This window comes from Mesorhizobium sp. M0659 (genome assembly GCF_040320605.1).
Taxonomy (GTDB): domain Bacteria; phylum Pseudomonadota; class Alphaproteobacteria; order Rhizobiales; family Rhizobiaceae; genus Mesorhizobium.
The window spans coordinates 111743-136932 of sequence record NZ_JAMYPY010000011.1 but is presented as its reverse complement, the minus strand read 5'-3'; the positions used below and the strand labels follow the sequence as shown (position 1 = coordinate 136932).

The following is a 25190-nucleotide window of genomic DNA, read 5'->3' as shown; positions in this document are numbered from 1 at the left end:
AACCGCACCATGAAACGCGCCCTCGCCATCGCCGACCGCGCCGCCCTTGTGTCGCTGAAGCTGCTCGTCGCGCTCAACGCCCTGTTTTTCCTGTCTTTCCTCATCGTGCTGCTGCTTGCCATGGGCAGGGCGCATGCCGAAGCCCCGGCCTGCGCCGGCGCCGATCTGCTGCCGGCCCTGCAGAAGGAAGACCCCGCCACCTATGCCAGGATCGAGACGGAAGCAGCAACGACGCTGAACGGCAAGGGCCTGTTGTGGAAGCTGGAGAAATCAGGCGAAAAGCCATCCTTCCTGTTCGGCACCATGCACATGACCGACCCGCGCGTGACCACTCTGCCGCCGGCAGCCAGGAAAGCCTATGACGCTGCCGGCACCATCATCATCGAGACCACCGACGTGCTCGACAAGCAGAAGATGATGGAGGCCATGCTCAAGGAACCCGAGCTGATGATGTTCACCGACAACACGACGTTGTCGTCGCTGTTGTCGCCGGAGGATGCGGCGGTGGTGAACAAAGGGCTCGATGCGCGCGGCATTCCGCCGGCGAGCGTCTCCAAGATGAAGCCGTGGCTGCTGTCGGCCATGGTCGCGCTGCCGGTCTGTGAGGTCGCCCGTCAGGCAGGCGGCGCACCGGTTCTGGACGTCAAGCTGGCGCAGGACGCCAAGGCCTTGGGGAAGCCGGTGGAAGGGTTGGAGACCGCTGCCAGCCAGCTGCGCGCCATGGCCTCGCTGCCGATTGCGTTCCACATCAAGGGGCTGGTCGAGACCCTGAAGCTCGGCGACAAGATAAACGACATCAACGAAACCATGATCGTGCTTTACCAGCGCGGCGACACCGGCACCTTCTGGCCGCTGTTGCGTTCGATCTCGCCCGACGAAGACGACGACGCAGGTTACGCCGAATTCGACCGGACGATGATCACCGGCCGCAACAAGGTCATGGCCGACCATGCCGCACCGATCCTGGCCAAGGGCAATGCCTTCATGGCCGTCGGCGCCATGCATCTTCCCGGCCCCGAAGGCCTGGTCGAGGACTTTCGCAAGGCCGGCTATACCGTCACCGCCGTCGACTGAGCAGCGCCCGTCTTGAATACCGAATCACGTAAGCCCGGCTCTGTGCGGTGCGCAACTGATTCGCAAAGCGGAGGCGGTTGGCCCTATTTTTGGCGGAAAAGGCCAGCTAAGCTCGTTCTACCTCGTTCGTGATTGATTTTACGGGGGAAATACAGGCCAACAAGCGGTTGCGAATCAGAATTTTCCTGCGTTCGTCAATTTGAAGGCCTAGTATGAACCCGTTCAACGGTTGCGCGTTGAGGGGTGTTGATTGATGCTTTTCATCCACGGAGGACACTTTTATGGCGAACCCTAACGATCCAGCGCCCAGGTCGGGTGGTGGCAGCGGCTGGCTGATTGCGCTGGTCGTCGTCATCCTTGCGATTGTCGCGTACTATGTTTTCGGCAGAAGCGGCGAACATCCTGCACCCGCAGAGCCGCCGGCAGCCAGCACACCGGCGCCCGCACCTGCACCGGCTGAGCCGATGAAGCCCGCCGAACCGGCTCCCGCACCAGCCCCTGCGCCCGCACCGGCTCCTGCGCCAGCTCCGGCACCCGCGCCTGCTCCGGCGCCGAGCCCGTAATCTGGCCAACTGATCTGGCATCTTGATTCCAACCAAGAACGGCCCGCTGAAAAGCGGGCCGTTTTATTTTGGGCCCCTGTCGCGAGCGTCGCGATTCTTCACCGCCCCCGCTGTCCTGCCGGACATCTCCCCCTCGAGAGGGGAGATCGGCAGTTCACGAACAGCGCCCAATGGGAACGCATAATCTCGAAGGTTGGCGGAGCGTGGGTGCCGGCCAGAGGGTGGTGCTGTCCAGTCGGCGTGTCGCAACTTCCTGCCGGAATCAAATATGGATCGGCTTGAAGAACGTCGCCAGCGCCGCTTCCTTCACCGCTTCCGACATTGTCGGATGCGCGTGGCAGGTGCGGGCGAGGTCTTCGGATGAGCCGCCGAATTCCATCAGCACCGCCGCCTCATGGATCATCTCGCCTGCGCCGAAGCCGACAATGTGGACGCCGAGCACGCGGTCGCTGGCTTTGTCGGCGAGGATCTTCACGAAGCCGTCCGTGTGCAGCATGGCGCGCGCGCGGCCGTTGGCGGTGAACGGGAATTTGCCCATCTTGTAGTCGATGCCGGCCTTCCTCAGCTCTTCCTCTGTCTTGCCGACCGAAGCGATTTCCGGGCTGGTGTAGACGACGCTCGGAATGACGTCGTAATTCACATGGCCGGCCTGGCCGGCAATGGTCTCGGCCACCGCCACGCCTTCATCCTCGGCCTTGTGCGCCAGCATCGGCCCGGCGATGACGTCGCCAATGGCGTAGATGCCGGCCACGTTGGTCCTGAGATGCCCGTCGGTCTTGACCCGGCCGCGCTCGTCGACCTCGACGCCGGCTTCTTTCAACCCGAGGCTGTCGGAATAGGCCCGGCGTCCGGTCGAGATCAGCACCGCGTCGGCCTCGATGGTCTCGGCCGCACCACCCTTGACCGGCTCGAAGGTAACGGCGGCGCCCTTTTTGGCCTTGGTCACCCCTGTCACCTTGGCGCCGAGCTTGAACTCGAAACCCTGCTTGGAAAGCAGGCGCTGGAACTGCTTGGAGACCTCGCCGTCCATGCCGCCCAGGATGGTGTCGAGGAATTCGACCACGGTGACCTTGGCGCCGAGCCGTGCCCAGACCGAGCCGAGCTCCAGACCGATGACCCCACCGCCGACCACCACCAGATGTCCCGGCACTTTCTCCAGCGATAGCGCGCCGGTCGACGATACGATCACCTTCTCGTCGATGTCGACCTTGACGCCGGGAATGCCGGCGACATCGGAGCCCGTGGCAATAACGATATTTTTCGTCTCGATCTCCTCGACCTTGCCGTCCTCAGCCGTCACCAACACCTTGCCGGCCGCAACCACCTTCCCGGTGCCACGGAAACTATCGATCTTGTTTTTCTTGAACAGGAAGGCGACGCCACTGACGTTGGCCGAAACGGTCGCGTCCTTGTGCGCCATCATCTTGTTCAGATTGAGTTTCGGCGCCGGTATCTCGACGCCCAGCGCATCGAAGGAATGGCCGGCCTCGGCGAACATCTCCGAGGCATAAAGCAGCGCCTTGGATGGGATGCAGCCGATGTTCAGGCAGGTGCCGCCGAAAGTGGCGTTCTTCTCGACCACCGCGACCTTGAGCCCGAGCTGTGCCGCCTTGATGGCACAGACATAGCCGCCCGGTCCCGACCCGATGATAACGACATCATAAGCCATGTTCGTTTCCCTTAGCTTGGGGCTCAGCGGCCGCCGCTTACATTCAGGATTGCGCCCGTCGTGTAGGACGCTTCATCCGACAAAAGATAGAGAACGGCATGCGCGACTTCATCCGCCGTGCCGGCTCGTTTCATCGGCAGCATGTCGCGGAACCGCTCGACCCGGTCCGGCTGGCCGCCCGAAGCGTGGATCTCGGTGTCGATGATGCCCGGCCGTATCGCATTGACCCGCACGCCTTCGGTCGCGACTTCGCGCGCCAGTCCGAGCGTGAAGGTGTCGATCGCCGCCTTGGACGCGGCATAGTCGACATATTCGCCGGGCGAGCCGTGTAGCGACGCAGCCGACGAGATGTTGACGATGGCGCCGCCCTGGCCGCCATGCTTGCTCGACATGCGCCGCACCGCTTCGCGGGCGCACAGAAACGAGCCGATGACATTGATGCGCATCATGCGCTCCAGCCGCGCCAGGCTCATCTCGTCGACACGCGCCTTGACGTCGACGATTCCGGCATTGTTGACCAGGGCGTCGAGCCGGCCATAGGCGCTATCGACGGCTTCGAACACGGCGACGATGTCAGCCTCGACGCCGACATCGCCCTTGACCGCTATCGCTTCACCGCCACCGGCCTCGATCTCGGCGACCAGCGCCTGGGCCGCGGCCTCGTTTGCGGCATAGTTGACCGCGACGCGGTAGCCGGCCTTCGCCGCAAGCCGGCAAGTGGCCGCACCAATGCCGCGGCCGCCGCCGGTGACCAGAAGAACTTTCTTCGCCGCGCTCATTCCTGGCAACCTTTCAGCAAAAACACATCCCACGGCAGTTTCGAAAAACCGATGGAGCCAAAGGCGGACGACATCTGCAACGATGGACCCAGATCGGGGAAGATCAGGCTCTGCGGCGCGTCCGTGCCTTCCGCCGCCAGGAGCGCGATGTTGCCCTTATCGTCGGCGCTGTAGATGACGCCATGCCAGACCGTGCAGGCGGCAAGCTCGTCACCGGTGACGTCGCCGGTCGGGCATTTGTACATCAGCGACCCTTGCGGTCGCGAAACACCGGAGGTCCACATCACAATGCCGTCGAGCACGATGCCCTTGTCGAGCACCATCTTGAACGAGTTGGTGACGGTGACCGCATCCGTCGTCGGCCGGAAATCAATGCCGGCCTCGCTTTCGGCATCGCCATAGACAGCAAGCGCCAGCGGGCAGGCGGCATGCGCCTCGTAACCCGCTGCGAGAACAGCCAGCCCGGCCATAAATCCGATCATTGGCGAAGCGATGTTTGTCATGAATTGCTCTGGCTGCTCTCGCGGCCGTCGGCGTTTTCGAGCACCTCGAAATCGGTCATCAAGACCAGCGGCTCGCCGGCCGCATCCAGTCCCCAGAAGGAATAATAGTTCCCATCACCGAAGCCAGTGTCGAACATGGCTATATTAAGCGGATTTCCATCAACCGGATTATCCATGCGGAACTTGTCGAACGAGCATGCAACGTCAGCAAGATAGCTGTCGAGTTCCTCCTGGTCGGACATCAGCGTCAGAACCGACTTGTCCATGAACGAAGCAACATTATCATCGACAATAAATCCAGACTTCCAGGACGATGTGCCGACGTCGCGGACGAAGGCAGCCAACTCCCACCGCACCGGCAAGCCAGTGCCAAACCGCAATACCGCTGCAGCAACACGGCCTTGCGCCTCAAGCAACGTGACTGGATAGCATCCCGGCCTGACCTTACGGCTAAACACAGGCCGTTCCAGCCCGGTAATCAGTGGATCGCAAGCGATGATTTCGCCGGTCGGTAGCTCAAGCTCACCGATCGCGGTGACGATGATCTTCCGCTCCGCCATTTCGGCTTCGCTGAGAGCGAAGACACCGAGATTGCTGCTCGCCGGCGCCGAATCCCATTCAGTCGATGTCGCCGGCGGAGAGATGGCGGCGGAAGCCGCCGGCCGGGAACGCCTCAATACGCTACCCGCTACTCGACCCAGCTTGAACCCAAACCGCGCCAGCCAGCCGCTCATGACGGATCAGCTCCGATCACAAATCAAGCACCAGCCGTTCGGGATCCTCCAGGCTATCCTTGACGCGGACCAGGAAGGTCACGGCTTCCTTGCCGTCGACGATACGGTGATCGTAGCTGAGCGCCAGGTACATCATCGGCCGAATCACGATCTGGCCGCCGACCACGACGGGCCGGTCCTGGATCTTGTGCATGCCAAGAATGCCCGACTGCGGCGCATTGAGGATCGGCGTCGACATCAGCGAACCGTAGACGCCACCGTTGGAAATCGTGAACGTACCACCCTGCATGTCGGCGACCGACAGCTTGCCGTCCCGCGCGGCGATGCCCAGCCGGCCGATATCCTTCTCGATCTCGGCAATCGACATTTGGTCGGCATTGCGCACCACCGGCACGACGAGACCCTTTTCGGTGCCGACGGCAACGCCGATATGGGCATAGTTCTTGAAGATGATGTCGGTGCCGTCGATCTCGGCATTGACCGAGGGGATTTCCTTCAATGCGTGCGTAACCGCCTTGGTGAAGAAGCCCATGAAGCCGAGCTTCACGCCATGCTTCTTCTCGAAGATGTCCTTGTACTTGGTCCTGAGCGCCATCACCGCCGACATGTCGACCTCGTTGAAGGTGGTCAGCATGGCGGCGGTCGACTGCGCTTCCTTCAGCCGGCGCGCAATGGTCTGGCGCAGCTTGGTCATGCGCACGCGCTCCTCGCGCGACGCATCGTCGCCCGAAGACGGCGCACGCACAGCGACCGGAGCCGGTGCGGCCTTCGGAATTTCGGCCGGCTGCGACGGCGCGCCCTTGGAAATCGCGTCGAGCACGTCGCCCTTCAGCACCTGGCCGCGCTTGCCCGAGCCAGAAACCTGGTCGACCGACAGATTGTTCTCGGCGATCAGCTTTGCGGCAGCTGGCGCCGGCGGCATGGTGCGCGGCTCGACCGGCCCGGCATCGCCGGCTATCTTGGCGGTCTCAGCCGCAGCCTGCCTGGTCGTGTGCGCTGCGTCCGGGCTCGAAGCCTGCGACACCGCTTGCGGCTTGGTCTCCTGCTTGGACGCCGGGGCGGCCGTGGCGACGCCTGCCGAGATCGAACCCAGCAACGCGCCGACGCCAACGGTCTCGCCTTCCTTGGCGGTGATCTCGCCCAGCGTGCCGGCGGCGGCGGCAGGCACCTCCACCGTCACCTTGTCGGTTTCGAGCTCGACCAGCGGCTCGTCGACGGCAATGGCATCGCCGACCCTCTTGAACCACTTGCCGATGGTCGCCTCGGTGACGGATTCGCCGAGAGTGGGAACGCGGATTTCGGTAGCCATTGTGCCTGTCCGTTTCTTCTCTGTCTGTTCTATTCGCCGGGTTTGTTCTATTCGCCGAGCGCGTCTTCGAGCAGGGCAGCGAGCTGCGCCAAATGCTTCGACATCAGACCGGTCGCCGGCGATGCCGCCGCCGGACGTCCGGTATAGCGCACCCGCTGATGCTTGGCGTCGATATGAGCCAGCACCCATTCCAGATACGGATCGATGAACGACCAGGCGCCCATATTCTTGGGTTCCTCCTGGCACCACACCATCTCCGCATTGCGGAAGCGCGACAGCTCGGTGATCAGCGCCTTGGCCGGGAACGGGTAGAGCTGTTCGACGCGCAAGAGATAGATGTCGTTGATGCCGCGCTTCTCGCGTTCCTCGTACAGGTCGTAATAGACTTTGCCCGAGCACAGCACGACGCGGCGGATTTTGGAATCCTTGGTGAGCTTGATCGCCTGGTTCTGCAACAGCTGGGCATCGTCCCACAACAGCCGGTGGAACGAGCTTTCGCCCGAAATCTCCGGCAGCGTCGACACTGCCCGCTTGTGGCGCAGCAGCGACTTCGGCGTCATCAGGATCAGCGGCTTGCGGAAGTCGCGCTTCAGCTGCCGGCGCAATATGTGGAAGTAGTTGGCCGGCGTGGTGCAGTTGGCGACTTGCATATTGTCTTCGGCGCAAAGCTGCAGAAAGCGCTCGAGCCGGGCCGAAGAATGCTCTGGACCCTGGCCCTCATAGCCATGCGGCAGCAGGCAGACCAGGCCTGACATTCTGAGCCACTTGCGCTCGCCCGACGAGATGAACTGGTCGAACACCACCTGGGCGCCGTTGGCGAAATCGCCGAACTGCGCTTCCCAGAGCGTCAGCGCCTTCGGCTCGGCCAGGCTGTAGCCATATTCGAAGCCAAGCACCGCCTCTTCCGACAGCATCGAGTTGATGACTTCGTAGCCGGCCTGTGCCGCCGACAGATTGTTGAGCGGGATGTAGCGGGTCTCGTCCTTCTGGTCGTAGAGCACGGAATGGCGCTGCGAGAAGGTGCCGCGTTCTGAATCCTGGCCGGAGAGCCGGATCGGATTGCCGTCGAGCAGGATGGCGCCGAAGGCCAGCGCCTCGGCCGTCGACCAGTCGATGCCTTCGCCGGAGTCGATCGCCTGGCGGCGGTTTTCGAGGAAGCGGATGATGGTCTTGTGCGCCTCGAAACCTTTCGGCACCTCGGTCAGTTTCTTGCCGATGTCCTTCAGCACCTTGACCGGCACGGCGGTCTTGCCGCGGCGCTGTTCGTCCTGGTTGTCGGCGGTGCGCAGACCAGACCAGGCGCCGTCCAGCCAGTCGGCCTTGTTGGGCTTGTAGTGCTGGCCGACTTCCCATTCGGACTCCAGATGGGCGCGCCAGTCGGCCTTCATCTTGTCGAGTTCGGCCTGGCTGATATGGCCCTCGGCGATCAGCCGCTCGCCATAGATCTGCACCGTCGTCTTGTGGTTGCGGATGTTGGCGTACATGATCGGCTGGGTGAAAGCCGGCTCGTCACCCTCATTGTGGCCGAAGCGGCGATAGCAGAACATGTCCACCACCACCGGCTTGTGGAACTTCATGCGAAATTCGATCGCCACCTTCGTGGCATGCACCACCGCTTCCGGGTCGTCGCCATTGACGTGGAAGATCGGCGCCTCGATCATCTTGGCGACGTCGGACGGATAGGGCGACGAGCGCGAGAAGCGCGGATTGGTGGTGAAGCCGATCTGGTTGTTGATGATGAAATGCAGCGTGCCGGCGACGCGGTGGCCGCGCAGGCCCGACAGGCCGAGGATTTCGGCGATTACGCCCTGGCCAGCAAAGGCGGCGTCGCCATGCAGAAGCAGCGGCAGCACCTTGGCGCGCTCTTCCAGCGGCACGATCTCCTCGCGGCTGCGGCCGAACAGATAGTCCTGCTTGGCGCGCGCCTTGCCCATCACAACCGGATCGACGATTTCCAGATGCGAGGGATTGGCGGTCAGCGACAGATGCACCTTGTTGCCGTCGAATTCGCGGTCCGACGAGGCGCCGAGATGGTACTTGACGTCGCCCGAGCCCTCGACCTCGTCAGGAGCGGCCGAGCCGCCCTTGAATTCGTGGAAGATGGCGCGATGCGGTTTGGCCATCACCTGGGACAGCACGTTCAGCCGGCCGCGATGCGCCATGCCGAGCACGATCTCCTTCATGCCGAGCTGGCCGCCGCGCTTGATGATCTGCTCCAGCGCCGGGATCAGCCCTTCGCTGCCATCGAGGCCGAAGCGCTTGGTGCCCTTGTACTTGACGTCGATGAACTGCTCGAAGCCTTCGGCCTCGACCAGCTTCTGCAGGATCGCCTTTTTTCCCGTAGCGGTGAAGGAAATCTCCTTGTCGGCACCCTCGATGCGCGCCTGGATCCAGGCCTTCTCCTCGGGGTCGGAAATGTGCATGAACTCGACACCGAGCGTCGAGCAATAGGTGCGGGTCAGGATCTCCAGCATCTGCCGGATGGTGCCGAATTCGAGGCCGAGCACATTGTCGAGGAAGATCGGCCGGTCGTAGTCGGCTGCGGTGAAACCGTAATTCTCCGGGGACAGCTCGTTATAGTCCTCAAGCGGCTTGGCGATGCCGAGCGGGTCGAGATTGGCATGCAGATGGCCGCGCATGCGGAAGGCGCGGATCATCATGATGGCGCGCACCGAATCGCGCGTCGCCTGATGCACGTCGGCATCCGACAGCACGACGCCATTGGTGACCGCCTTGTCCTTGACCTTCTTTTCCAGATGCTTCTCGACGATGCCCCAATTGCCGTCCAGCGCCGACACCAGTTCGCCATTGGCCTGCAGCGGCCAGGACGGCTTTGCCCAGGAAGCGCCCTTGGCGTTCTTGCGCACATCGCCGGCGTCGTCCTTCAGCCCGGCGAAGAAGTCCTGCCATTCGGGGTTTACCGACGCCGGATCGTCCTCATAGGACGCGTAAAGCGCGTCGATGTAGTCGGCATTGCCGCCATAGAGGAAAGAGGTGAGCGAAAACTGGTCGTTAGCTTGGTCTTGTCGTGCCATTTTATCCAGCGGAGCGTTGCTCCGTTCTCCCTATCCCTAATGCGCTGTCACAGGGCTAAGCCGCCACATGCCAAAAGGGTTTGCATAAAGATTGCGATCTCCGTCAGGCTGGTGCGTTTCCACGCTCAGCCGATATCGCGGCGCGCCTGCTTCCAGTCCAAACGTCTGCCCGGCCAAAAGCTCGGGGCTTTCGTAAAGTTGATACATGTTGAAGCCGCGAAGCAGCTTGACGGCAGACTGAAACTCGTCACCTGAAACGATGGAATCCCAAAGCCCCAGATTGCGCATGCCACAGCTGTAGGTCGTCGTGCCGTCCGTGACGGAATCCAGAACCATCAGCCTGTAGATTTCAACAAAATCGCCGCTTGTCTCTTCAAGCCATTGATCCGCTGAGAATGCCTTTCCGGCCGTTTCGATCTTTACCCCAAGACCACCGGCCTTGATCAGATGAGCTGCCGCCTTTGCGATGGAAATCGATGTTTCCTTCGCCTGCGGGGCCGTTGAAAGCAGATAGACGACGCTCTTGTGCGAACCGATCTTGTCGATGACATCCTTGCCAAGCTTGTTGACGAGGCCGGCGCTGGCGAAGGCTCTCGTCATATCCACATCGCGGTCGGAGAAGTCAAAGTCGAACGCAGCGTTGCTCAGGCCATGCGTCATGATCGTCCCGGCGGCCACATAGTCGGCTGAAGGCGTGGACGCCTCTGCAACGGCGCGCACGAAGGCCGACCTGCTTTCCCAAGGGCCGGGTATGCACAGAATGATGCGATGCTCGTCCTCCATGCCCTGCTCGGCATTGGAGAGCTTGATCGAATCGGGCTGGTTAGCCCCAATCACATTCTGGACCGCTTTTCGGAAAAAGCTCACCTTCTTATCCCTTGACCCTAACCCTTGATCGCCTCGACCAGGGTCGTGCCCAGCCGTGCCGGCGATGGCGAAACCTTGATGCCGGCTGATTCCATCGCCGCGATCTTGTCTTCCGCGCCGCCCTTGCCGCCGGAGATAACCGCGCCCGCATGGCCCATGGTGCGGCCGGCCGGCGCGGTGCGCCCGGCGATGAAGCCCGCCATCGGCTTTTTGCGGCCGCGTTTGGCCTCGTCCTTGAGGAACTGCGCGGCGTCTTCCTCGGCCGAACCGCCGATCTCGCCGATCATGATGATCGACTTGGTCTCGTCGTCGGCGAGGAACATCTCGAGCACGTCGATGAACTCGGTGCCTTTGACGGGGTCGCCGCCGATACCGACGGCGGTCGTCTGGCCGAGGCCGACATTTGTGGTCTGGAACACTGCCTCATAGGTAAGCGTTCCCGAGCGCGAAACAACGCCGACCGAGCCTTTGCGGAAGATGTTGCCGGGCATGATGCCGATCTTGCATTCGTCGGGGGTGAGCACACCAGGGCAGTTCGGGCCGATCAGCCGCGAGGTCGAGCGGTCGAGCCGCGCCTTGACCCTGACCATGTCCATCACCGGAATGCCTTCGGTGATGCAGACGATCAGCGGGATCTCGGCTTCGATGGCTTCGAGGATGGCTTCGGCGGCGCCCGCCGGCGGCACATAGACGACCGAGGCGTTGGCGCCGGTCTTTTCCTTGCCCTCGGCGACCGAGGCGAAGATCGGCAGGTTTTCGCCCTTGGCGCCGGTCCAGGTCTCGCCACCCTTCTTTGGATGGATACCGCCCACCATCCTGGTGCCGTGATAGGCCAGCGCCTGTTCGGTGTGGAACGTGCCGGTCTTGCCGGTCAGGCCCTGCACCAGCACCTTGGTGTTCTTGTCGATGAGAATGGACATCGGAGCCCTTTCTAAAAACCGTTGATCGAGGAAGGCGAGGCGCGCCGGTAGACGCCGCTCACCATGTCTTGCCAGCTGTCGCTGCCGGCAGGTTTGAAATGCAGTCGCATCCGGTAGGCATCGGGAGTGTCGAAAATATACGTCACGCGCGCTGAGCCGCGCGGCGATGACCGCTCCAGAATCAGTTCTGCGCCGTTCCATGCACCTGTGGCCGGCGAGGCCGGCATAAAACCCATGGAATCGAACTGATGCATGGTGACGAGGCTGTTTGGCTGGTCGAAGCCGAACACTGAGTGCGACCCGAACGAGACCGTGCCGTCGCGGCGCTGGCGATAGCGCTGCACCACGAAGAGGCCGCCGAACTGCGCCTCCGCCAGCACCTCCGACGTCGCCGTGCCGCCATCGGCCCATTGCGTTTCCGCCACCTCTTCCTCGCCGCGCCACGCGCCGACCAGCGCCTGCAGGCGCTGGTGATCGGCCGAGAGCGAGGAAAAGGAAGCCGCGTTCATGGTCAGAGCCGCTTCAGGTCGGTGACGGTGAGGTCGCTCTTGGCATTGCCGGTGTTGAGCGTCGTTGCCGGCTCGAACATCAGCACCACGGGCTCGGCGGTCAGCGACCGCGGCCGGTGCTCGACACCCCTTGGCACGACGATGAAGTCGCCCTCGCCGAGCTCGACCGGACCGTCGCGAAAATCGATGGCGATGCGTCCGCGCAGCACGAGAAAGGCCTCGTCCTCATGCTCATGTGCATGCCAGTCGAAGGTCTCGCCGAACTTGGCGGCCTTCGCCTGGCTGTCATTGACGTCGCCGGCGATATGCGGATCGAAGACCTTGGTGATCGTTCGATCCGCCGCCTCGACCAGGTTTATCTTGCGCGGAGGCATTCGCCTTCAGCCCTTCACCGCCGCCACGATCTTCTTGGCTGCGTCGTCGAGATCGTCGGCCGACACGACGTTGAGGCCGCTGTCGTTGATGATCTTCTTGCCGAGTTCGGCGTTTGTGCCTTCGAGGCGCACCACCAACGGCACTTCCAGGCCGACTTCCTTGACCGCGGCAATCACGCCCTCGGCGATGATGTCGCACTTCATGATGCCGCCGAAGATGTTGATCAAAATGCCTTTGACCGCCGGATCCCGGGTGATGATCTTGAACGCCGCCGTCACCTTCTCCTTCGACGCGCCACCGCCGACATCGAGGAAGTTGGCGGGTTCGGCGCCGTAGAGCTTGATGATGTCCATCGTCGCCATGGCAAGGCCGGCGCCGTTGACCATGCAGCCGATATTGCCGTCGAGCGCGACATAGGCGAGGTCGTATTTCGACGCCTCGATCTCCTTCTCGTCCTCTTCGGTGGTGTCGCGCAATTCCATCAGTTCGGGGTGGCGAAACAGCGCGTTGTTGTCGAACGACACCTTGGCGTCCAGCACGCGCAGGCGGCCGTTTTTCATCACGATCAGCGGGTTGACCTCGAGCAGGCTCATGTCCTTCTCGACAAAGGCCTTGTAGAGGATCGGGAACAGCGTGCCGGCATCCTTGGCGGCATCGCCGGTGAGGCCCAGCGCTTCCACCAATATGTCGACGTCGATGGTCGTCACGCCGGCCAGCGGGTCGATGGCGCGGGTGATGATCTTTTCCGGCGTGTCGTGGGCGACGCCTTCAATGTCCATGCCGCCCTCGGTCGAGACGACGAAAGCGATGCGGCCGACCGAGCGGTCGACCAGGATCGACAGATAAAGCTCGCGATCGATGTCGGCGCCGTCCTCGATATAAAGGCGGTTGACCTGCTTGCCGGCCGGGCCGGTCTGCTTGGTGACCAGCGTGTGGCCGAGCATCTCATTGGCGTTGGCAACGACTTCGGCCACCGACTTCGCCAGCCGCACGCCCCCCTTGGCGTCGGGCGACAGTTCCTTGAACTTGCCCTTGCCGCGGCCGCCGGCATGGATCTGGCTCTTCACCACATAGAGCGGACCGGGCAGCGCTTGTGCCGCGGCTTCCGCCTCGCTTGCCTTGAACACCGGCACGCCCTCGGCCACCGGCGCGCCAAAGCTCTTCAGCAGCGCCTTGCCCTGATATTCATGGATGTTCATCTGGATGGTCTCCGGATCGGCTGCTTGGGGGGATCACTTCGAGGCGAGGTGCGGGGCGATCTTGACGCAGGCCTCGGTCAGGCCCTGCACCGTCGCCACCGAGGCGTCGAACATCTTCTGCTCGGCCTTGTTGAGGTCGATCTCGATGATGCGCTCGACGCCGCCGGCGCCGATCACAACGGGAACGCCGACATAGGTGCCCTTGACGCCATACTGGCCCGAGAGATGCGCCGCGCAAGGCAGCACGCGCTTCTTGTCCTTGAGGTAGGATTCGGCCATCGAGATCGCCGAGGCGGCTGGCGCGTAGAAGGCCGAGCCGGTCTTGAGCAGACCGACGATCTCGGCGCCGCCGTCGCGGGTGCGCTGGACGATCTGGTCGAGCTTTTCCTTCGAGGTCCAGCCCATCTTGATGAGATCGGGCAACGGAATGCCTGACACCGTGGAATAGCGGATCATCGGCACCATGGAATCGCCATGGCCACCCAGCACGAAGGCGGTGACGTCCTCGACCGAGACCTTGAACTCCTCGGCGAGGAAATAGCGGAAGCGCGCGCTATCGAGCACGCCGGCCATGCCGACGACATGGGTCTTGGGCAGGCCCGAAAACTTCTGCAGCGCCCAGACCATGGCATCGAGCGGGTTGGTGATGCAGATGACGAAAGCCTTCGGCGCATATTTCTTCAGCCCGGCGCCGACCTGTTCCATGACCTTGAGGTTGATGCCCAGCAGATCGTCGCGGCTCATACCCGGCTTGCGCGGCACGCCGGCAGTGACGATGCAGACATCGGCGCCCTCGATCCCGGCATAATCATTGACGCCGGTCAGCCGGGAGTCAAAACCGTCGACCGGCGACGACTGCGCGATATCGAGCCCCTTGCCTTGCGGGATGCCCTCGGCAATATCGAACAGCACCACGTCGCCGAGGTCCTTGAGGCCGATCATGTGAGCGAGCGTGCCGCCGATCATGCCGGAGCCGATGAGCGCTATCTTGTTGCGTGCCATGTGAGGAAATTTTCCCTTTGTCTGTGACGACGCCCAAATCCCTGGCGATCTGTTGACGGCGTCGAGGAAGAGGCCGGAATGCTATGGTCTCAGCGAGATTTCGCCGCATCCAGTAGCCCCGGTGGAAAATATATTCAATCGATTATTTTCGAGTGAATGATTTCAATCGGTTAGAAACATTGGGATTTACGTAAACGTCAAAGTTTGTAGGCCAGCTTGGGAGATTTTACACAATGAGCGTGGAAATCAGAAGACTATATCCAGGCGATGACGCCCTTGTGAAGCGCATCGCCGAGGACGTGTTCGACGAGCCGGTCCGGGCAGACAGGCTTGCTGCCTACCTCGCCTCATCATCAGGTCATCTCATGATCGTGGCATTGGCCGACGGCGTCGTCGACCAATGCCCCACAATCATCCACCGCCATCCCGACAAGGTCAACGGACTCTACATCGACGAAGTCGGCGTCTCACCCGCCTACCAGCGCCAAGGCATCGCGCGAAAAATGCTCGACGCGATGTTCGCGCTCGGCCGCGAGCAAAGGTTGCGGCCAAGCCTGTGTTGGAACCGAGCCGGACAATGTTCCATCGCGCGGGCTTTATGAAAAACGCAGGGAGGAGCATGGGCAGGCGGAGGCGTTTGTAATGTATGCGTATGACCTTTAGGCGTCGGCGGGACAGCGCCCCCCTCTGCCTTGCGAGGCATCTCCCCCACGAGGGGGGAGATCGGACGTCACGCGACCTTTCGCCAATCTCCAATGGCCGCAGGAATGAGCGGAGCGCCGAAACCGCCAATCTCCCCCCGTGTGGGGAGATGTCCGGCAGGACAGAGGGGGGCGCGAAGGATCACTACATAATGACCTCTTCGAACCCTCAGACCTGCACTTCCGCCTTCGCCTTTTGCCGTTCCGCCCAGTCCTCCAGCCAATCCCGGCTCTGCATTTCGATCAGCCGCGAGGCCGTGCGCTCGAATTCGAACACCTCGTTGCCGCGCCTGGCCGTATAGAGCTCAGGGGGCGAGGCATCGGCGCTTACCACCAGCCGCGTGTGATGATCGTAGAGCGTGTCTATCAGGAGGATGAAGCGCTTGGCCTCGTTGCGCTTGCCTTCGCCCAGCACCGGCACGTGATCGATGAAGACGGTCGAGAAGCGGCCGGCAATCGCCAGGAAATCGCGTGCGCCGAGCGGCTTTTCGCAGAGGTCGGCGAAGGAAAACCGCGCTGCATCCCCGGCGGCAGCCGGTATCCTCACTTGCCGCCCCTTGAGCGTCAGCGAGGTCTCGGCCGTCAGCGCTCCACGCGTCATCGCCTGCCAGGCCTCGTCGAGCACACGGTCGGCTTCGGCATCCCCCGGCGTGACATAAACCGGCGTGCGGGCGAGCTTTTCCAGCCTGTAGTCCTTGTCGGCATCAAGCGTCAGCACATGGGCGTGGCGCTCGAGAATGCTGATGAAGGGCAGGAAGAGCTGGCGGTTCAGCCCGTCGCGATAAAGGTCCTGCGGCGCGACATTCGAGGTGGCGACCAGAACCACGCCATTGGCGAACAGCGCCGAAAACAGCCGCGACAGGACCATCGCATCGGCAATGTCGGTGACCGAAAACTCATCGAAGCACAGCACCCAGGCCTGTTCGGCAAGCTGAAGCGCGACCGGCGGGATCGGGTCGTCCTCCTTGACGTCGCCGTTCTTGCGCGCCTGCCGGTGCTTCTGGATGCGGTCCTGCACATCGGCCATGAAGTCGTTGAAATGAACGCGGCGCTTGCGCCTGACCGGCAACAGCTCGAAGAACATATCCATCAGCATGGTCTTGCCGCGACCGACGCCGCCATGAATGTAGAGGCCCTTGACGACCTCGCGCGTCTCGCGCTTGCGGGCAAACAGCCAGCCGAGCGCGCTCGACTTGTGCGCCAGCCGCTTGACCGAGATCTCGTCGGTCAGCCGGTCGAGCGCGGCGGCGATGCGCTCCTGCGCAGGATCGCGCTCGATGGCGCCGGTTGCGACCAGATGGTCGTAGCGCTGCCTGACGGTCGCATGGGTCTGGAGGCCGTCACGCAGATGCATCGGTCACGTCACTTACTTTGAGCGGATTGCTCCAGGAAAGATCAGGGTGTGTTGCGGTTCAGGTCAGGCCGAGCCGAGAATGGTGGCTCCTGAGAACCGGAGCGGAGCGTACTTAAGTACGCACCGGAAGCGCAGGAAGCCGCCGTTCGCAGGCCGGCCTCACCTGAATATCAGCATACCCTGCCTACCTTGTAAGCGATATCGGCAAGCCGTTGGTAGTCTGGCCGTCGAATTTCGAACCGCCCGAGGAATAGAGCCGCGCCAGCGTGCCGCCATTCTCGTCATAGAGCGTCAGCTGCTTGCCGGCGACGTTCCACGATTTGATGCCGTCGATGGGCGGCGGGCAATGCAGCGGCCCGGCGCGGAAGCCGGCGCCGAATTTGGTCTGCGGCGTCGCCACCTTGCAGCTCTGTCCGGACACGCTGGCGTTCCAGACGCCGGCAACGCTCGCAGCGGTAAGGTCGGAGGCTCCGGCCGGCGCCGATCCGTCCGGCGGCAGCGAGGCGACCTGCGCGCCTGCCGGCGCGGTCGGGAATTGCGATGGGTCGGTGGTGCCCGGCGCTGCCGGGGGCGGCAGTTGGCTTCCGCTCACCGTGCCGGCGGGCGCGGGCTGCAGCGGGGCGGGCTGCTGGTCATCCATCGATGAAAAACGCGAGGTCGAACAGCCGCTCGCAACGAGCGCTGCCAGCGATACGGCCATCAGCCCGCTTCTCGAAAAAATCATTCAAACCTCCGTCGGATCCGGCTGGGGGGGAAGCCGTCCGCACAATCTCACCCCTCACCAAGATGGAGAAGGTGGCGAAATTTCAACCCGATATGGTTAAAATAGGGTTTGCACCACGAATTGTTGTAAATTTGTCGCAAAATGGCTGGCGGACAAAAGGCATGTCTTCGCTCTAGCGCGGTTCCAACCGGTACATTGGTTGCAAAAGCGGCACCGGAGCCCGCAGCAGGTCGGCGCATCGGCGGTCGAGCGCAACTGCCGGCGCAAAACTGACTGAAGCGCTTGAGGCGCAAGGCCTGGCGCGTGAGCGGTTTCGCGCCTTGCGTCCGGGCGAGGTTTGGGACGTTCCCGAGATCGAGCGCGGCTGGAGTCTGCATTTGGCCGTTTACGGCACTGCCATTTTAGCCGATGGTCTATCGCAACAGGGGGAACAGATGAAATCAATCTTGGCAGTTTTGATCGCGCTGGTAATTTCGACGCCGGCCGCTTTCGCGGGTGAAATCACCGATCGCGCCGCTGAAGCCGAAAAGGCACTGCAGGCGGGTGATGGCGCCGGCGCGCTGGACAAATTCCGCAGCGCCGAGGACGCTCTGTGGCAAGCGATGCCGCTTGGCGTGCAAAATGTGAAGCATATCATGTCGGCCAGCGGGTTCGGCGCCTACGCCGAGCGCCCGAACCATGTCTACAAGCCGGGCGAAGAGATTGTGCTTTATATGGAGCCGGTCGGTTACGGCTACGGCTCGGATGGGCTCGGCAACAACCAGATCGCGCTTTACGTTGACCTTACCGTGCTTTCCCAGTCGGGCGAGAAGCTGGGAACCGTCGAAAAGCTTGGTCGGGTCCAGCTCGCCTCGCGCTCGCATAACCGAGAGATGTTCTTCAAATTAAACGTCTCCCTGGATGGCGTTCCCCCGGGCAAATACCGCGCGGATTTCCTAATGCACGACGAGAACTCGCCAAAGACGGCGCCTTTCACGACCGACTTCGAGATTGCCGAATAGCGCGCCCAGTCGGAAAGAGCCTCGCGGCAACGGAACCAGAGCGCCGCAGATGCGTTCTTAAGCCGGCTGCAGGCCAGTCAATTTGCGAGGCATTGTCCATGATCAAATGGATCATCATTCTTCTGATCGTTGCTGCCGCCGCCAGCCTGCTCGGCATGCCGGCGCTGGCCGGTGCCGCCGCCACCGGCGCGCGCCTGCTGATCGGCATCGTTCTCGTCATCTTCCTGCTGATCGTACTCGGCGTTTTCGCGGTAACCTAGACGCAGCCCACACTGGTAATTCCCGCCCGTTTCCGCCATATAGCGGCGAAACGTACAGGAATTACCTCAGATCATGGCAGGCACTGCCCCCTTCGCCAAGATGAACGGCATCGGCAACGAAATCATCGTCGCCGACATGCGTGGCCGTGCCGATAGGGTCACGGCGGCGTCGGCTGTCGCGCTGAACGCCGATGCGGCGACCAGGTTCGACCAGATCATGGCGATCCACGATTCGCGCACGCCGGGCACCGCCTTTTACATCGACATCTTGAATTCCGACGGCTCGGGCGCGCAGGCCTGCGGCAACGGCATGCGCTGTGTCGTCCAGGCGCTGGCCGCCGAAACCGGCCAGAAGACTTTCACCTTCGAGACCCGCGCCGGCATCCTCAACGCCGTCGAACATGCCGACGGCACCATCTCGGTCGACATGGGCACTCCGCGCTTTGGCTGGCAGGACATTCCGCTGGCCGAGGAATTCCGCGACACCCGCATGATCGAGTTGCAGATCGGCCCCATCGACGCGCCGGTGCTGCATTCGCCTTCGGCTCTCTCGATGGGCAACCCTCACGCTATCTTCTGGGTCGACAACGATGTCTGGTCCTACGAACTCGAGCGTTTCGGCCCGCTGCTCGAAAACCATCCGATCTTCCCCGAGCGCGCCAACATCACCATCGCCCAGGTAACGTCGCCGGAGACGATGATCATCCGCACCTGGGAGCGCGGCGCCGGCCTGACCAAGGCTTGCGGCTCGGCCGCTTGCGCTTCCGTCGTCGCCGCTGCCCGCACCCGGCGCACCGGCCGCAGCGTTACGCTGATGACGCCCGGCGGCGGCTCGCTGCATGTGGAATGGCGCGACGACGACCACGTCATCCTGACCGGCGCTGCCGAATGGGAGTTTTCCGGCAATTTCGATCCGTCGACCGGCACCTGGGCCCGCGACACCGAAAGCGCGGCCTGATGTCTGCACTTGCCGATACCAAGGGCCCCAACTCCCAAGGCATAGACGTCGTCACCTTTGGCTGCCGTCTCAACACCTATGAATCCCAAGTGATGCGCCGCGAGGCCGAAAGTGCCGGCCTCGGCGCGCTCAAAGGCGGCGCCATTATCTTCAACACCTGCGCCGTCACCGCCGAAGCGGTGCGCCAGGCCAGGCAGTCGATCAGAAAGGCCCGCCGCGAAAATCCGGCGGCGCGCATCATCGTCACCGGCTGCGCCGCGCAAACCGAACCGCAGAATTTTGCCGCCATGGACGAGGTCGACCTCGTGCTTGGCAACGAAGAGAAGCTGAAGGCCAACTCCTACCGCGCGCTGCCGGATTTCGGCGTCAACGACAGCGAGAAGGCGCGCGTCAACGACATTTTCTCGGTGCGCGAGACCGCCGGCCATATGGTCGACGCCATCGAGGGCCGGGCGCGCGCTTTCGTGCAGGTGCAGAACGGCTGCGACCACCGCTGCACCTTCTGCATCATCCCATATGGGCGCGGCAATTCACGGTCGGTGCCGATGGGCGCCGTGGTCGAGCAGGTCAAGCGTCTGGCCGGCAACGGCTATGCCGAGATCGTGCTGACCGGCGTCGACATGACCTCTTTCGGCGCCGACCTGCCGGGCGCGCCGAAGCTGGGAAAGCTGGTGAAGACCATCCTGAAGCAGGTGCCTGATGTGAGGCGGCTGCGGCTGTCCTCCATCGATTCGATCGAGGCCGACGACGATCTGCTGGACGCCATCGCCACCGAGCCCAGGCTGATGCCGCATCTGCATCTGTCGCTGCAATCAGGTGACGACATGATCCTGAAGCGCATGAAGCGCAGGCATTTGCGCGACCAGTCGATCCGCTTCTGCGAGGATGTGCGCAAATTGCGCCCGGCAATCGTCTTCGGCGCCGACATCATCGCCGGCTTCCCGACCGAGACCGAGGAAATGTTTCAGAATTCGATAAAGATCGTCGAGGAATGTGGGCTGACGCACCTGCATGTCTTCCCGTTTTCGCCGCGCGAAGGCACGCCCGCCGCGCGCATGCCGCAGGTCCGCCGCGAATTGGTCAAGCAGCGCGCGGCCCAGCTGCGCGCCGCTGGTGAGGCTGCGTATCGCCGCCATCTGTCGTCGCTTCCCGGAACGCGCCAAACGATCCTTATCGAGCGCGACGGCGTCGGCCGCACCGAAGGGTTCACGCTTGCCGGGCTCGGCACAGGCGCGCCGGGCGAGATCGTCGAGGCAGACATCACCGGCCATGACGGCGTGCGCCTGATAGCGGCCCCGCTCACTGCCCGCGCCGCCTGCGACGATTGAAGCATGGCCGGTTTTTTCAAGAACATATTTTCGTTCGGCAAGAAGGAAGTCGTCGAGGAGCGCATCGACGAAACCGCTCCCCTGCCGCCGATCAAATGGGATGCGCTTGAGGCGCTGAAGCCGGCGGCCGAGCAGGTCGTTCCGGAGTTCTTGAAGCGCGAGGAGCCCGAGCCGCCGACGCCCCACCCTCCCCTCGATGGGGAGGGTCGCCACGAAGTGGCGGGGAGGGGTGAGAGCGCCGACGCCGACGCCACTCACCCCCACCCCCAAGCTTCGCTTGGGGCCTCCCCCATCGAGGGGGAGGTAAAGCCTGCGCCGCAGTCGGCGCCAGAAGAACCGAAGCCCGAACCCACGCCGACCATCCCGCCCGCGCCGGAACCGGTCGTCCCATCCGAGCCGGAACCGTTGCCGGAGCCCGCGCCGGTAGAAGAACCGCAGCCTGAGCCGGAGATACCCGAGCCGCCTGCACCGGAAGAAGTTCCTGCGCCGCCAGCCGTTCCGGAGCCGGCTCCCGAGCCGCAGCCCCAAGAAGTGCCGCCGGCGCCGGCCGAGCCGGAGATCGAACCATCGCGTCCGGAACCGCAGCTGGAGCCCGCTCCCGTCGAAGTGCCGACGCCTGCCGAGACTCCCGCAGAACCGGCCGCCCCGATCGAAGTGCCGCAACCGTCCGCGCCTCCCGCACAGCCTACCTCAGAGGTCAGCGCCGCCCCTCATCCGCCTGCCGGCACCTTCTCCCCGTATAGCCACGGGGAGAAGGACGAGGCGACCCACCCTCCCCTCGATGGGGAGGGTCGACGCGAAGCGGCGGAGTGGGGTGATGGCGCCGACGCCAGCGCAAATCACCCCCACCCCCAAGCTTCGCTTGGGACCTCCCCCATCAAGGGGGAGGTAAAGCGCACGTCGGTTGAAGCTGTACCCGCGCCGGTCGAAGCCAAGACCATCGTTGCCGAGCTAGCGCCCGCGCCGGCCCCGCAACCTTCGCCACAGTCAAAACCAGCTCCCGGCAAAGTCACCGTCACCAAAAAGGTCGAGCAGAAAGCCGAGCCGCAAAAGGCGCCCGAACCGGCGCCGCGACGCTCCTGGTTCCAGCGCATGCGCGACGGGCTTGCCCGCTCCTCGAAAGAACTCACCGGCAACATCGCCGGCGTCTTCACCAAGCGCAAGCTCGACGAGGAGACGCTGCAGGATCTGGAGGACGTGCTGATCCGTGCCGATCTGGGCATGGAAACAGCCTTGCGCGTCACCGATGCCCTCGCTGCCAGCCGCTACGGCAAGGATGTCTCCGACGCGGATGTCCGCACCATCATGGCGGCCGAGGTGGAGAAGGTGCTGGCCCATGTCGCCATGCCGCTGGAGCTCGACCTGTCGCACAAGCCGCATGTCATTCTGGTGGTCGGCGTCAACGGCACCGGCAAGACCACGACCATCGGCAAGCTCGCCGCCAAACTGACCGATGGTGGCCTGTCGGTGATGCTGGCCGCCGGCGATACCTTTCGCGCTGCAGCCATCGAGCAGCTGAAGATCTGGGGCGAGAGGACGAAGTCTCCGGTCATCGCCTCGAAGATCGGCGCGGATGCCGCCGGCCTTGCCTACGACGCTTTCGAACGCGCCAAGGAGGCCGGCTCCGACGTACTGATCATCGACACCGCCGGCCGGCTGCAAAACAAGACCGAACTGATGGCGGAGCTGGAAAAGATCGTGCGCGTGCTGGGCAAGCTCGATCCGGAAGCGCCGCATACCGTGCTGCAGACGGTCGACGCCACCACCGGCCAGAATGCGCTCAATCAGGTCGAGATCTTCCGCAATGTCGCCGGCGTCAACGGCCTGGTGATGACCAAGCTGGACGGCACGGCGCGCGGCGGTATTCTGGTCGCGATCGCGGCAAAGCACAAACTGCCGGTCTATTTCATCGGCGTCGGCGAACAGGTCGACGACCTCGAACCATTCTCGGCCGGCGAATTCGCCAGGGCGATCGCCGGCGTAGCGTAACAGGCAATGATCCCGAAGAGCTGACGGCTTTTTGGACAAGATCATGCGTCAGAAGGAAGTCATGAACCCACCCATCCTCGAACGCGACCCGTCCGACCCGCGAAAGAAGAAAGAAAGCGTCAATCCGCTGCTCAAGCTGGTGCTGGAACTCGGGCCGCTGATGGTGTTCTTCTTCGCCAATGCACGCGGCGCCTGGCTGGTGCAGAAATTTCCTGTCCTGGCCGAATTCGGCGGGCCGATCTTCGTCGCCACCGGCCTGTTCATGGCGGCGACCGCGATCGCGCTGATCGCCTCCTGGCTGCTGCTGCGCACCTTGCCGATCATGCCGATGGTCTCGGGCGTCGTCGTCTTCATCTTCGGCGCGCTGACGCTCTATCTGCAGGACGACGTGTTCATCAAAATGAAGCCTACCATCGTCAACACCCTGTTCGGCGGCGTGCTGCTCGGCGGTCTGTATTTCGGCCGATCGCTGCTCGGCTATGTCTTCGATTCGGCCTTTCGCCTCGATGCCGAAGGCTGGCGCAAGCTGACTTTCCGCTGGGGCCTGTTCTTCCTGTTCCTGGCTCTTGCCAATGAAGTGGTGTGGCGGAATTTTTCCACCGACTTCTGGGTTACCTTCAAGGTCTGGGGCATCATGCCGATCACCCTGTTGTTCACCTTCAGCCAGATGCCGCTGATCCTGCACCATTCGATCGAGGATAAGGCCGAGAAGGTGGAAGAAGCCGGCAAGTAGAGCAATTCCAGGAAAAGTGTGAAGCCGTCCGGAATTGCGTCAGAATAAACGGAGACGGCCATGGAATTCGTCACCACGCGCGATGAACTGAGGGCGATCTACAAGACGCCGCGGCCGACCGACGCATCGATGCGCAAGGAGCTCAAGGCGCTTGACGGCCACTGCCGCTCCTTCATCGGCAAGAGCCCTTTCGTGCTGATCGGTTCTTCCGACGGCGCCGGCAATGCCGACGTGACGCCGAAAGGCGACAGACCGGGCTTTGCCCTTGTCCTCGACGACACGACCATCGCCATTCCCGACCGGTCCGGCAACAACCGGCTGGACACGCTGGAAAACATCCTGCTCAACCCTTCGGTCGGGCTGCTTTTTCTCATCCCCGGCATGAACGAGACGCTGCGCATCAATGGCGACGCCCGCATAACCGTCGATGCCGGTTTGCGCGAGCGCCTCACCGTCGACGGCAAGCAACCGCAAAGCGTCGTCGTGGTGAGCGTCAAGGCCGCTTACATGCACTGCGCCAAGGCCTTCATGCGCTCCGAATTGTGGAAGCCGGACAGCTGGCACGACCGCGCGACGTTGCCGACGCTCGGTCAGATCCTGTCCGATCAGATGGCGCATGCCGAAACTGCCGACGATTTCGACCGCTCGCTGGACGAGGCCTACAGCAAGACCCTGTGGTAAATTTCGCGTACGATTCGCCATTGCAGTCCTTTGCCGGTTTCCCTAGCCCTGTTTCCCCGTGATCGAACTCCTCGCCATCTCCGGCAGCCTGCGCGCCGCCTCGACCAATTCGGCGCTGCTGGCGGCGCTGTCCGCGAACGCGCCTTCGGATTGCCGCGTAACTGTCTATGACGGGCTCGGCCTGCTGCCGATCTTCAACCCGGATGACGAAGGCGAGCGCACACCGGCCGAGGCCATGCGGCTGATCGAGGCCGTCACCAGCGCCGATGGCATCATCGTCTCCTGCCCCGAATATGCCCATGGCGTGCCCGGCGGCATGAAAAACGCTCTCGACTGGCTGGTCTCGCGCGACGCCGCAGTCGGCAAGCCCGCCATGCTGGCCCACGCCTCCGCGCGCTCGCTCTATGCCCGCGCCGCGCTGGCCGAGATCATGCGCACCATGTCGTTCGCGCTTTGTGAGAATGCGGTTCTGGAGATTGCCTTGCTCGGCAAGAAACCGCCGGAGATAGAAGCGATCCTGGGAGAGGACGAGAACCTGCGGGCCATGCGCGAAGCGGTGCAGGTTTTCGCGAGTTTTATACGCGCAAACGTTGCCTCGTCATCCTAGGGCGGAGCAAGGAGCGAAGCGACGCGGCGCAGACCCTAGGATGACGAACGAAAGGGTGCGGCGCACCCCAACGTGCCGCAGTGCTACCCCTTCCGCAACGTCTCGACATCGGTCACACCGACATACCAGTCGCGCGCGTTGACCTCTTCGAACACCACCCAGACGTCGTCATTGCTAAGCCCGGTGGCGTCCATGATGGCCGCCGTGACCTTTTTGGCAATGTCGGCCTTCTTGCCAGCGGGATCAGCGGCGATCACTTCCTTGACGATGCGGATGTTGACGAATGGCATGATGTCCTCCCCTTGAATTGTGTCTG

General features: G+C 63.0%; 25 protein-coding genes. 10 read left to right on the top strand and 15 right to left on the bottom strand.

The window, feature by feature from the left end; all coding sequences use genetic code 11:
• Positions 1-9 precede the first annotated feature (9 nt).
• Positions 10-1074 (top strand): TraB/GumN family protein, encoded by a 1065-nt coding sequence (locus NKI31_RS19105; protein ID WP_352652326.1) that lies wholly within the window; start codon positions 10-12, stop codon positions 1072-1074.
• 825 nt (positions 1075-1899) lie between these two features.
• Here the strand turns inward: NKI31_RS19105 and lpdA are convergent.
• Genes lpdA through mdh form a run of 12 tightly spaced genes read right to left on the bottom strand, consistent with a single transcriptional unit; the run spans position 1900 to position 14538 of the window.
• On the bottom strand, positions 1900-3306 hold the full coding sequence (lpdA, locus tag NKI31_RS19100) for a dihydrolipoyl dehydrogenase (RefSeq protein WP_352652325.1): 1407 nt from the start codon (positions 3304-3306) through the stop codon (positions 1900-1902).
• Between the two features lie 23 nt (positions 3307-3329).
• Positions 3330-4085: an SDR family oxidoreductase gene (locus NKI31_RS19095; protein ID WP_023826883.1), complete on the bottom strand. Its 756-nt coding sequence runs from the start codon at positions 4083-4085 to the stop codon at positions 3330-3332.
• Complete coding sequence (locus NKI31_RS19090) at positions 4082-4588, bottom strand: hypothetical protein (protein ID WP_023828733.1); 507 nt, start codon at positions 4586-4588, stop codon at positions 4082-4084. Before NKI31_RS19090 ends, NKI31_RS19095 begins: the two co-directional genes overlap by 4 nt.
• The gene (locus NKI31_RS19085; RefSeq protein ID WP_031195599.1) at positions 4585-5322 is read right to left on the bottom strand and encodes a DUF4241 domain-containing protein; all 738 of its coding nucleotides are present in this window, start codon (positions 5320-5322) and stop codon (positions 4585-4587) included. The genes NKI31_RS19090 and NKI31_RS19085 overlap by 4 nt, the downstream gene beginning before the upstream one ends.
• Positions 5323-5338: 16 nt before the next feature.
• Positions 5339-6631: a 2-oxoglutarate dehydrogenase complex dihydrolipoyllysine-residue succinyltransferase gene (gene odhB / locus NKI31_RS19080; RefSeq protein ID WP_352500504.1), complete on the bottom strand. Its 1293-nt coding sequence runs from the start codon at positions 6629-6631 to the stop codon at positions 5339-5341.
• A 47-nt stretch (positions 6632-6678) separates the two neighbouring features.
• Positions 6679-9666, bottom strand: a complete 2988-nt coding sequence (locus tag NKI31_RS19075; RefSeq protein ID WP_352652324.1) for a 2-oxoglutarate dehydrogenase E1 component — start codon at positions 9664-9666, stop codon at positions 6679-6681.
• 36 nt (positions 9667-9702) lie between these two features.
• The gene (locus tag NKI31_RS19070) at positions 9703-10533 is read right to left on the bottom strand and encodes a hypothetical protein (protein ID WP_352652323.1); all 831 of its coding nucleotides are present in this window, start codon (positions 10531-10533) and stop codon (positions 9703-9705) included.
• A gap of 17 nt (positions 10534-10550) precedes the next feature.
• Complete coding sequence (sucD, locus tag NKI31_RS19065) at positions 10551-11453, bottom strand: succinate--CoA ligase subunit alpha (RefSeq protein ID WP_352652322.1); 903 nt, start codon at positions 11451-11453, stop codon at positions 10551-10553.
• Positions 11454-11464: 11 nt separating this feature from the next.
• A complete protein-coding gene (locus tag NKI31_RS19060; protein WP_352652321.1) occupies positions 11465-11962 on the bottom strand; it encodes a DUF1579 family protein in 498 nt (165 codons plus the stop codon).
• 2 nt (positions 11963-11964) lie between these two features.
• Positions 11965-12336, bottom strand: a complete 372-nt coding sequence (locus NKI31_RS19055) for a cupin domain-containing protein (RefSeq protein ID WP_352652320.1) — start codon at positions 12334-12336, stop codon at positions 11965-11967.
• Between the two features lie 6 nt (positions 12337-12342).
• Positions 12343-13536, bottom strand: a complete 1194-nt coding sequence (gene sucC, locus NKI31_RS19050) for an ADP-forming succinate--CoA ligase subunit beta (RefSeq protein ID WP_023687692.1) — start codon at positions 13534-13536, stop codon at positions 12343-12345.
• 33 nt (positions 13537-13569) lie between these two features.
• Positions 13570-14538, bottom strand: a complete 969-nt coding sequence (gene mdh / locus NKI31_RS19045; protein WP_023670541.1) for a malate dehydrogenase — start codon at positions 14536-14538, stop codon at positions 13570-13572.
• A gap of 233 nt (positions 14539-14771) precedes the next feature.
• On the opposite strand from mdh, the gene NKI31_RS19040 reads away from it, so the two are divergent.
• Positions 14772-15140, top strand: coding sequence for a GNAT family N-acetyltransferase (locus tag NKI31_RS19040; protein ID WP_352652319.1), 369 nt, complete (start codon positions 14772-14774; stop codon positions 15138-15140).
• Positions 15141-15408: 268 nt separating this feature from the next.
• Here the strand turns inward: NKI31_RS19040 and zapE are convergent, their stop codons facing one another.
• Both zapE and NKI31_RS19030 read right to left on the bottom strand, forming a co-directional pair.
• Positions 15409-16593: a cell division protein ZapE gene (zapE, locus tag NKI31_RS19035; protein ID WP_352652318.1), complete on the bottom strand. Its 1185-nt coding sequence runs from the start codon at positions 16591-16593 to the stop codon at positions 15409-15411.
• Positions 16594-16777: 184 nt separating this feature from the next.
• Positions 16778-17317 carry a protease inhibitor Inh/omp19 family protein gene (locus NKI31_RS19030; RefSeq protein ID WP_023687689.1) on the bottom strand — a complete coding sequence of 180 codons (540 nt, stop codon included), beginning with the start codon at positions 17315-17317 and terminating at the stop codon, positions 16778-16780.
• Between the two features lie 377 nt (positions 17318-17694).
• Here NKI31_RS19030 and NKI31_RS19025 point away from each other — a divergent pair, with 377 nt between their 5' ends.
• From NKI31_RS19025 to NKI31_RS18990, 8 genes are all read left to right on the top strand, one after another.
• Positions 17695-18318, top strand: coding sequence for a hypothetical protein (locus tag NKI31_RS19025; protein ID WP_352626044.1), 624 nt, complete (start codon positions 17695-17697; stop codon positions 18316-18318).
• A gap of 98 nt (positions 18319-18416) precedes the next feature.
• Positions 18417-18578 (top strand): DUF1328 family protein, encoded by a 162-nt coding sequence (locus NKI31_RS19020; protein ID WP_023671746.1) that lies wholly within the window; start codon positions 18417-18419, stop codon positions 18576-18578.
• A 73-nt stretch (positions 18579-18651) separates the two neighbouring features.
• Entirely contained in the window at positions 18652-19536 is an 885-nt protein-coding gene (gene dapF / locus NKI31_RS19015; RefSeq protein ID WP_023694521.1) for a diaminopimelate epimerase, read from the top strand.
• Positions 19536-20864, top strand: coding sequence for a tRNA (N(6)-L-threonylcarbamoyladenosine(37)-C(2))-methylthiotransferase MtaB (mtaB, locus tag NKI31_RS19010; protein WP_352652317.1), 1329 nt, complete (start codon positions 19536-19538; stop codon positions 20862-20864). Before dapF ends, mtaB begins: the two co-directional genes overlap by 1 nt.
• 3 nt (positions 20865-20867) lie before the next feature.
• Entirely contained in the window at positions 20868-22853 is a 1986-nt protein-coding gene (ftsY, locus tag NKI31_RS19005; protein WP_352652316.1) for a signal recognition particle-docking protein FtsY, read from the top strand.
• A gap of 61 nt (positions 22854-22914) precedes the next feature.
• Entirely contained in the window at positions 22915-23586 is a 672-nt protein-coding gene (locus tag NKI31_RS19000) for a septation protein A (RefSeq protein WP_023687683.1), read from the top strand.
• Positions 23587-23646: 60 nt separating this feature from the next.
• On the top strand, positions 23647-24267 hold the full coding sequence (locus tag NKI31_RS18995; RefSeq protein WP_352652315.1) for a pyridoxamine 5'-phosphate oxidase family protein: 621 nt from the start codon (positions 23647-23649) through the stop codon (positions 24265-24267).
• Positions 24268-24325: 58 nt separating this feature from the next.
• Positions 24326-24874 carry an NADPH-dependent FMN reductase gene (locus tag NKI31_RS18990; RefSeq protein WP_023683853.1) on the top strand — a complete coding sequence of 183 codons (549 nt, stop codon included), beginning with the start codon at positions 24326-24328 and terminating at the stop codon, positions 24872-24874.
• An 83-nt stretch (positions 24875-24957) separates the two neighbouring features.
• On the opposite strand, the gene NKI31_RS18985 is transcribed toward NKI31_RS18990, so the two are convergent.
• Complete coding sequence (locus NKI31_RS18985) at positions 24958-25164, bottom strand: tautomerase family protein (RefSeq protein ID WP_023683852.1); 207 nt, start codon at positions 25162-25164, stop codon at positions 24958-24960.
• Between the last annotated feature and the right edge of the window lie 26 nt (positions 25165-25190).

Coding starts and splice junctions, on each gene's coding strand:
- odhB (WP_352500504.1), bottom strand. CDS start 6,631: ATGGCTACCGAAATCCGCGTTCCCACTCTCGGCGAATCCGTCACCGAG.
- NKI31_RS19085 (WP_031195599.1), bottom strand. CDS start 5,322: ATGAGCGGCTGGCTGGCGCGGTTTGGGTTCAAGCTGGGTCGAGTAGCG.
- NKI31_RS18995 (WP_352652315.1), top strand. CDS start 23,647: ATGGAATTCGTCACCACGCGCGATGAACTGAGGGCGATCTACAAGACG.
- NKI31_RS19055 (WP_352652320.1), bottom strand. CDS start 12,336: ATGCCTCCGCGCAAGATAAACCTGGTCGAGGCGGCGGATCGAACGATC.
- NKI31_RS19095 (WP_023826883.1), bottom strand. CDS start 4,085: ATGAGCGCGGCGAAGAAAGTTCTTCTGGTCACCGGCGGCGGCCGCGGC.
- sucC (WP_023687692.1), bottom strand. CDS start 13,536: ATGAACATCCATGAATATCAGGGCAAGGCGCTGCTGAAGAGCTTTGGC.
- NKI31_RS19020 (WP_023671746.1), top strand. CDS start 18,417: ATGATCAAATGGATCATCATTCTTCTGATCGTTGCTGCCGCCGCCAGC.
- NKI31_RS19030 (WP_023687689.1), bottom strand. CDS start 17,317: ATGATTTTTTCGAGAAGCGGGCTGATGGCCGTATCGCTGGCAGCGCTC.
- mtaB (WP_352652317.1), top strand. CDS start 19,536: ATGTCTGCACTTGCCGATACCAAGGGCCCCAACTCCCAAGGCATAGAC.
- NKI31_RS19105 (WP_352652326.1), top strand. CDS start 10: ATGAAACGCGCCCTCGCCATCGCCGACCGCGCCGCCCTTGTGTCGCTG.
- lpdA (WP_352652325.1), bottom strand. CDS start 3,306: ATGGCTTATGATGTCGTTATCATCGGGTCGGGACCGGGCGGCTATGTC.
- NKI31_RS19075 (WP_352652324.1), bottom strand. CDS start 9,666: ATGGCACGACAAGACCAAGCTAACGACCAGTTTTCGCTCACCTCTTTC.
- dapF (WP_023694521.1), top strand. CDS start 18,652: ATGGCAGGCACTGCCCCCTTCGCCAAGATGAACGGCATCGGCAACGAA.
- mdh (WP_023670541.1), bottom strand. CDS start 14,538: ATGGCACGCAACAAGATAGCGCTCATCGGCTCCGGCATGATCGGCGGC.
- ftsY (WP_352652316.1), top strand. CDS start 20,868: ATGGCCGGTTTTTTCAAGAACATATTTTCGTTCGGCAAGAAGGAAGTC.
- NKI31_RS19060 (WP_352652321.1), bottom strand. CDS start 11,962: ATGAACGCGGCTTCCTTTTCCTCGCTCTCGGCCGATCACCAGCGCCTG.
- zapE (WP_352652318.1), bottom strand. CDS start 16,593: ATGCATCTGCGTGACGGCCTCCAGACCCATGCGACCGTCAGGCAGCGC.
- sucD (WP_352652322.1), bottom strand. CDS start 11,453: ATGTCCATTCTCATCGACAAGAACACCAAGGTGCTGGTGCAGGGCCTG.
- NKI31_RS19040 (WP_352652319.1), top strand. CDS start 14,772: ATGAGCGTGGAAATCAGAAGACTATATCCAGGCGATGACGCCCTTGTG.
- NKI31_RS19000 (WP_023687683.1), top strand. CDS start 22,915: ATGAACCCACCCATCCTCGAACGCGACCCGTCCGACCCGCGAAAGAAG.
- NKI31_RS18985 (WP_023683852.1), bottom strand. CDS start 25,164: ATGCCATTCGTCAACATCCGCATCGTCAAGGAAGTGATCGCCGCTGAT.
- NKI31_RS19090 (WP_023828733.1), bottom strand. CDS start 4,588: ATGACAAACATCGCTTCGCCAATGATCGGATTTATGGCCGGGCTGGCT.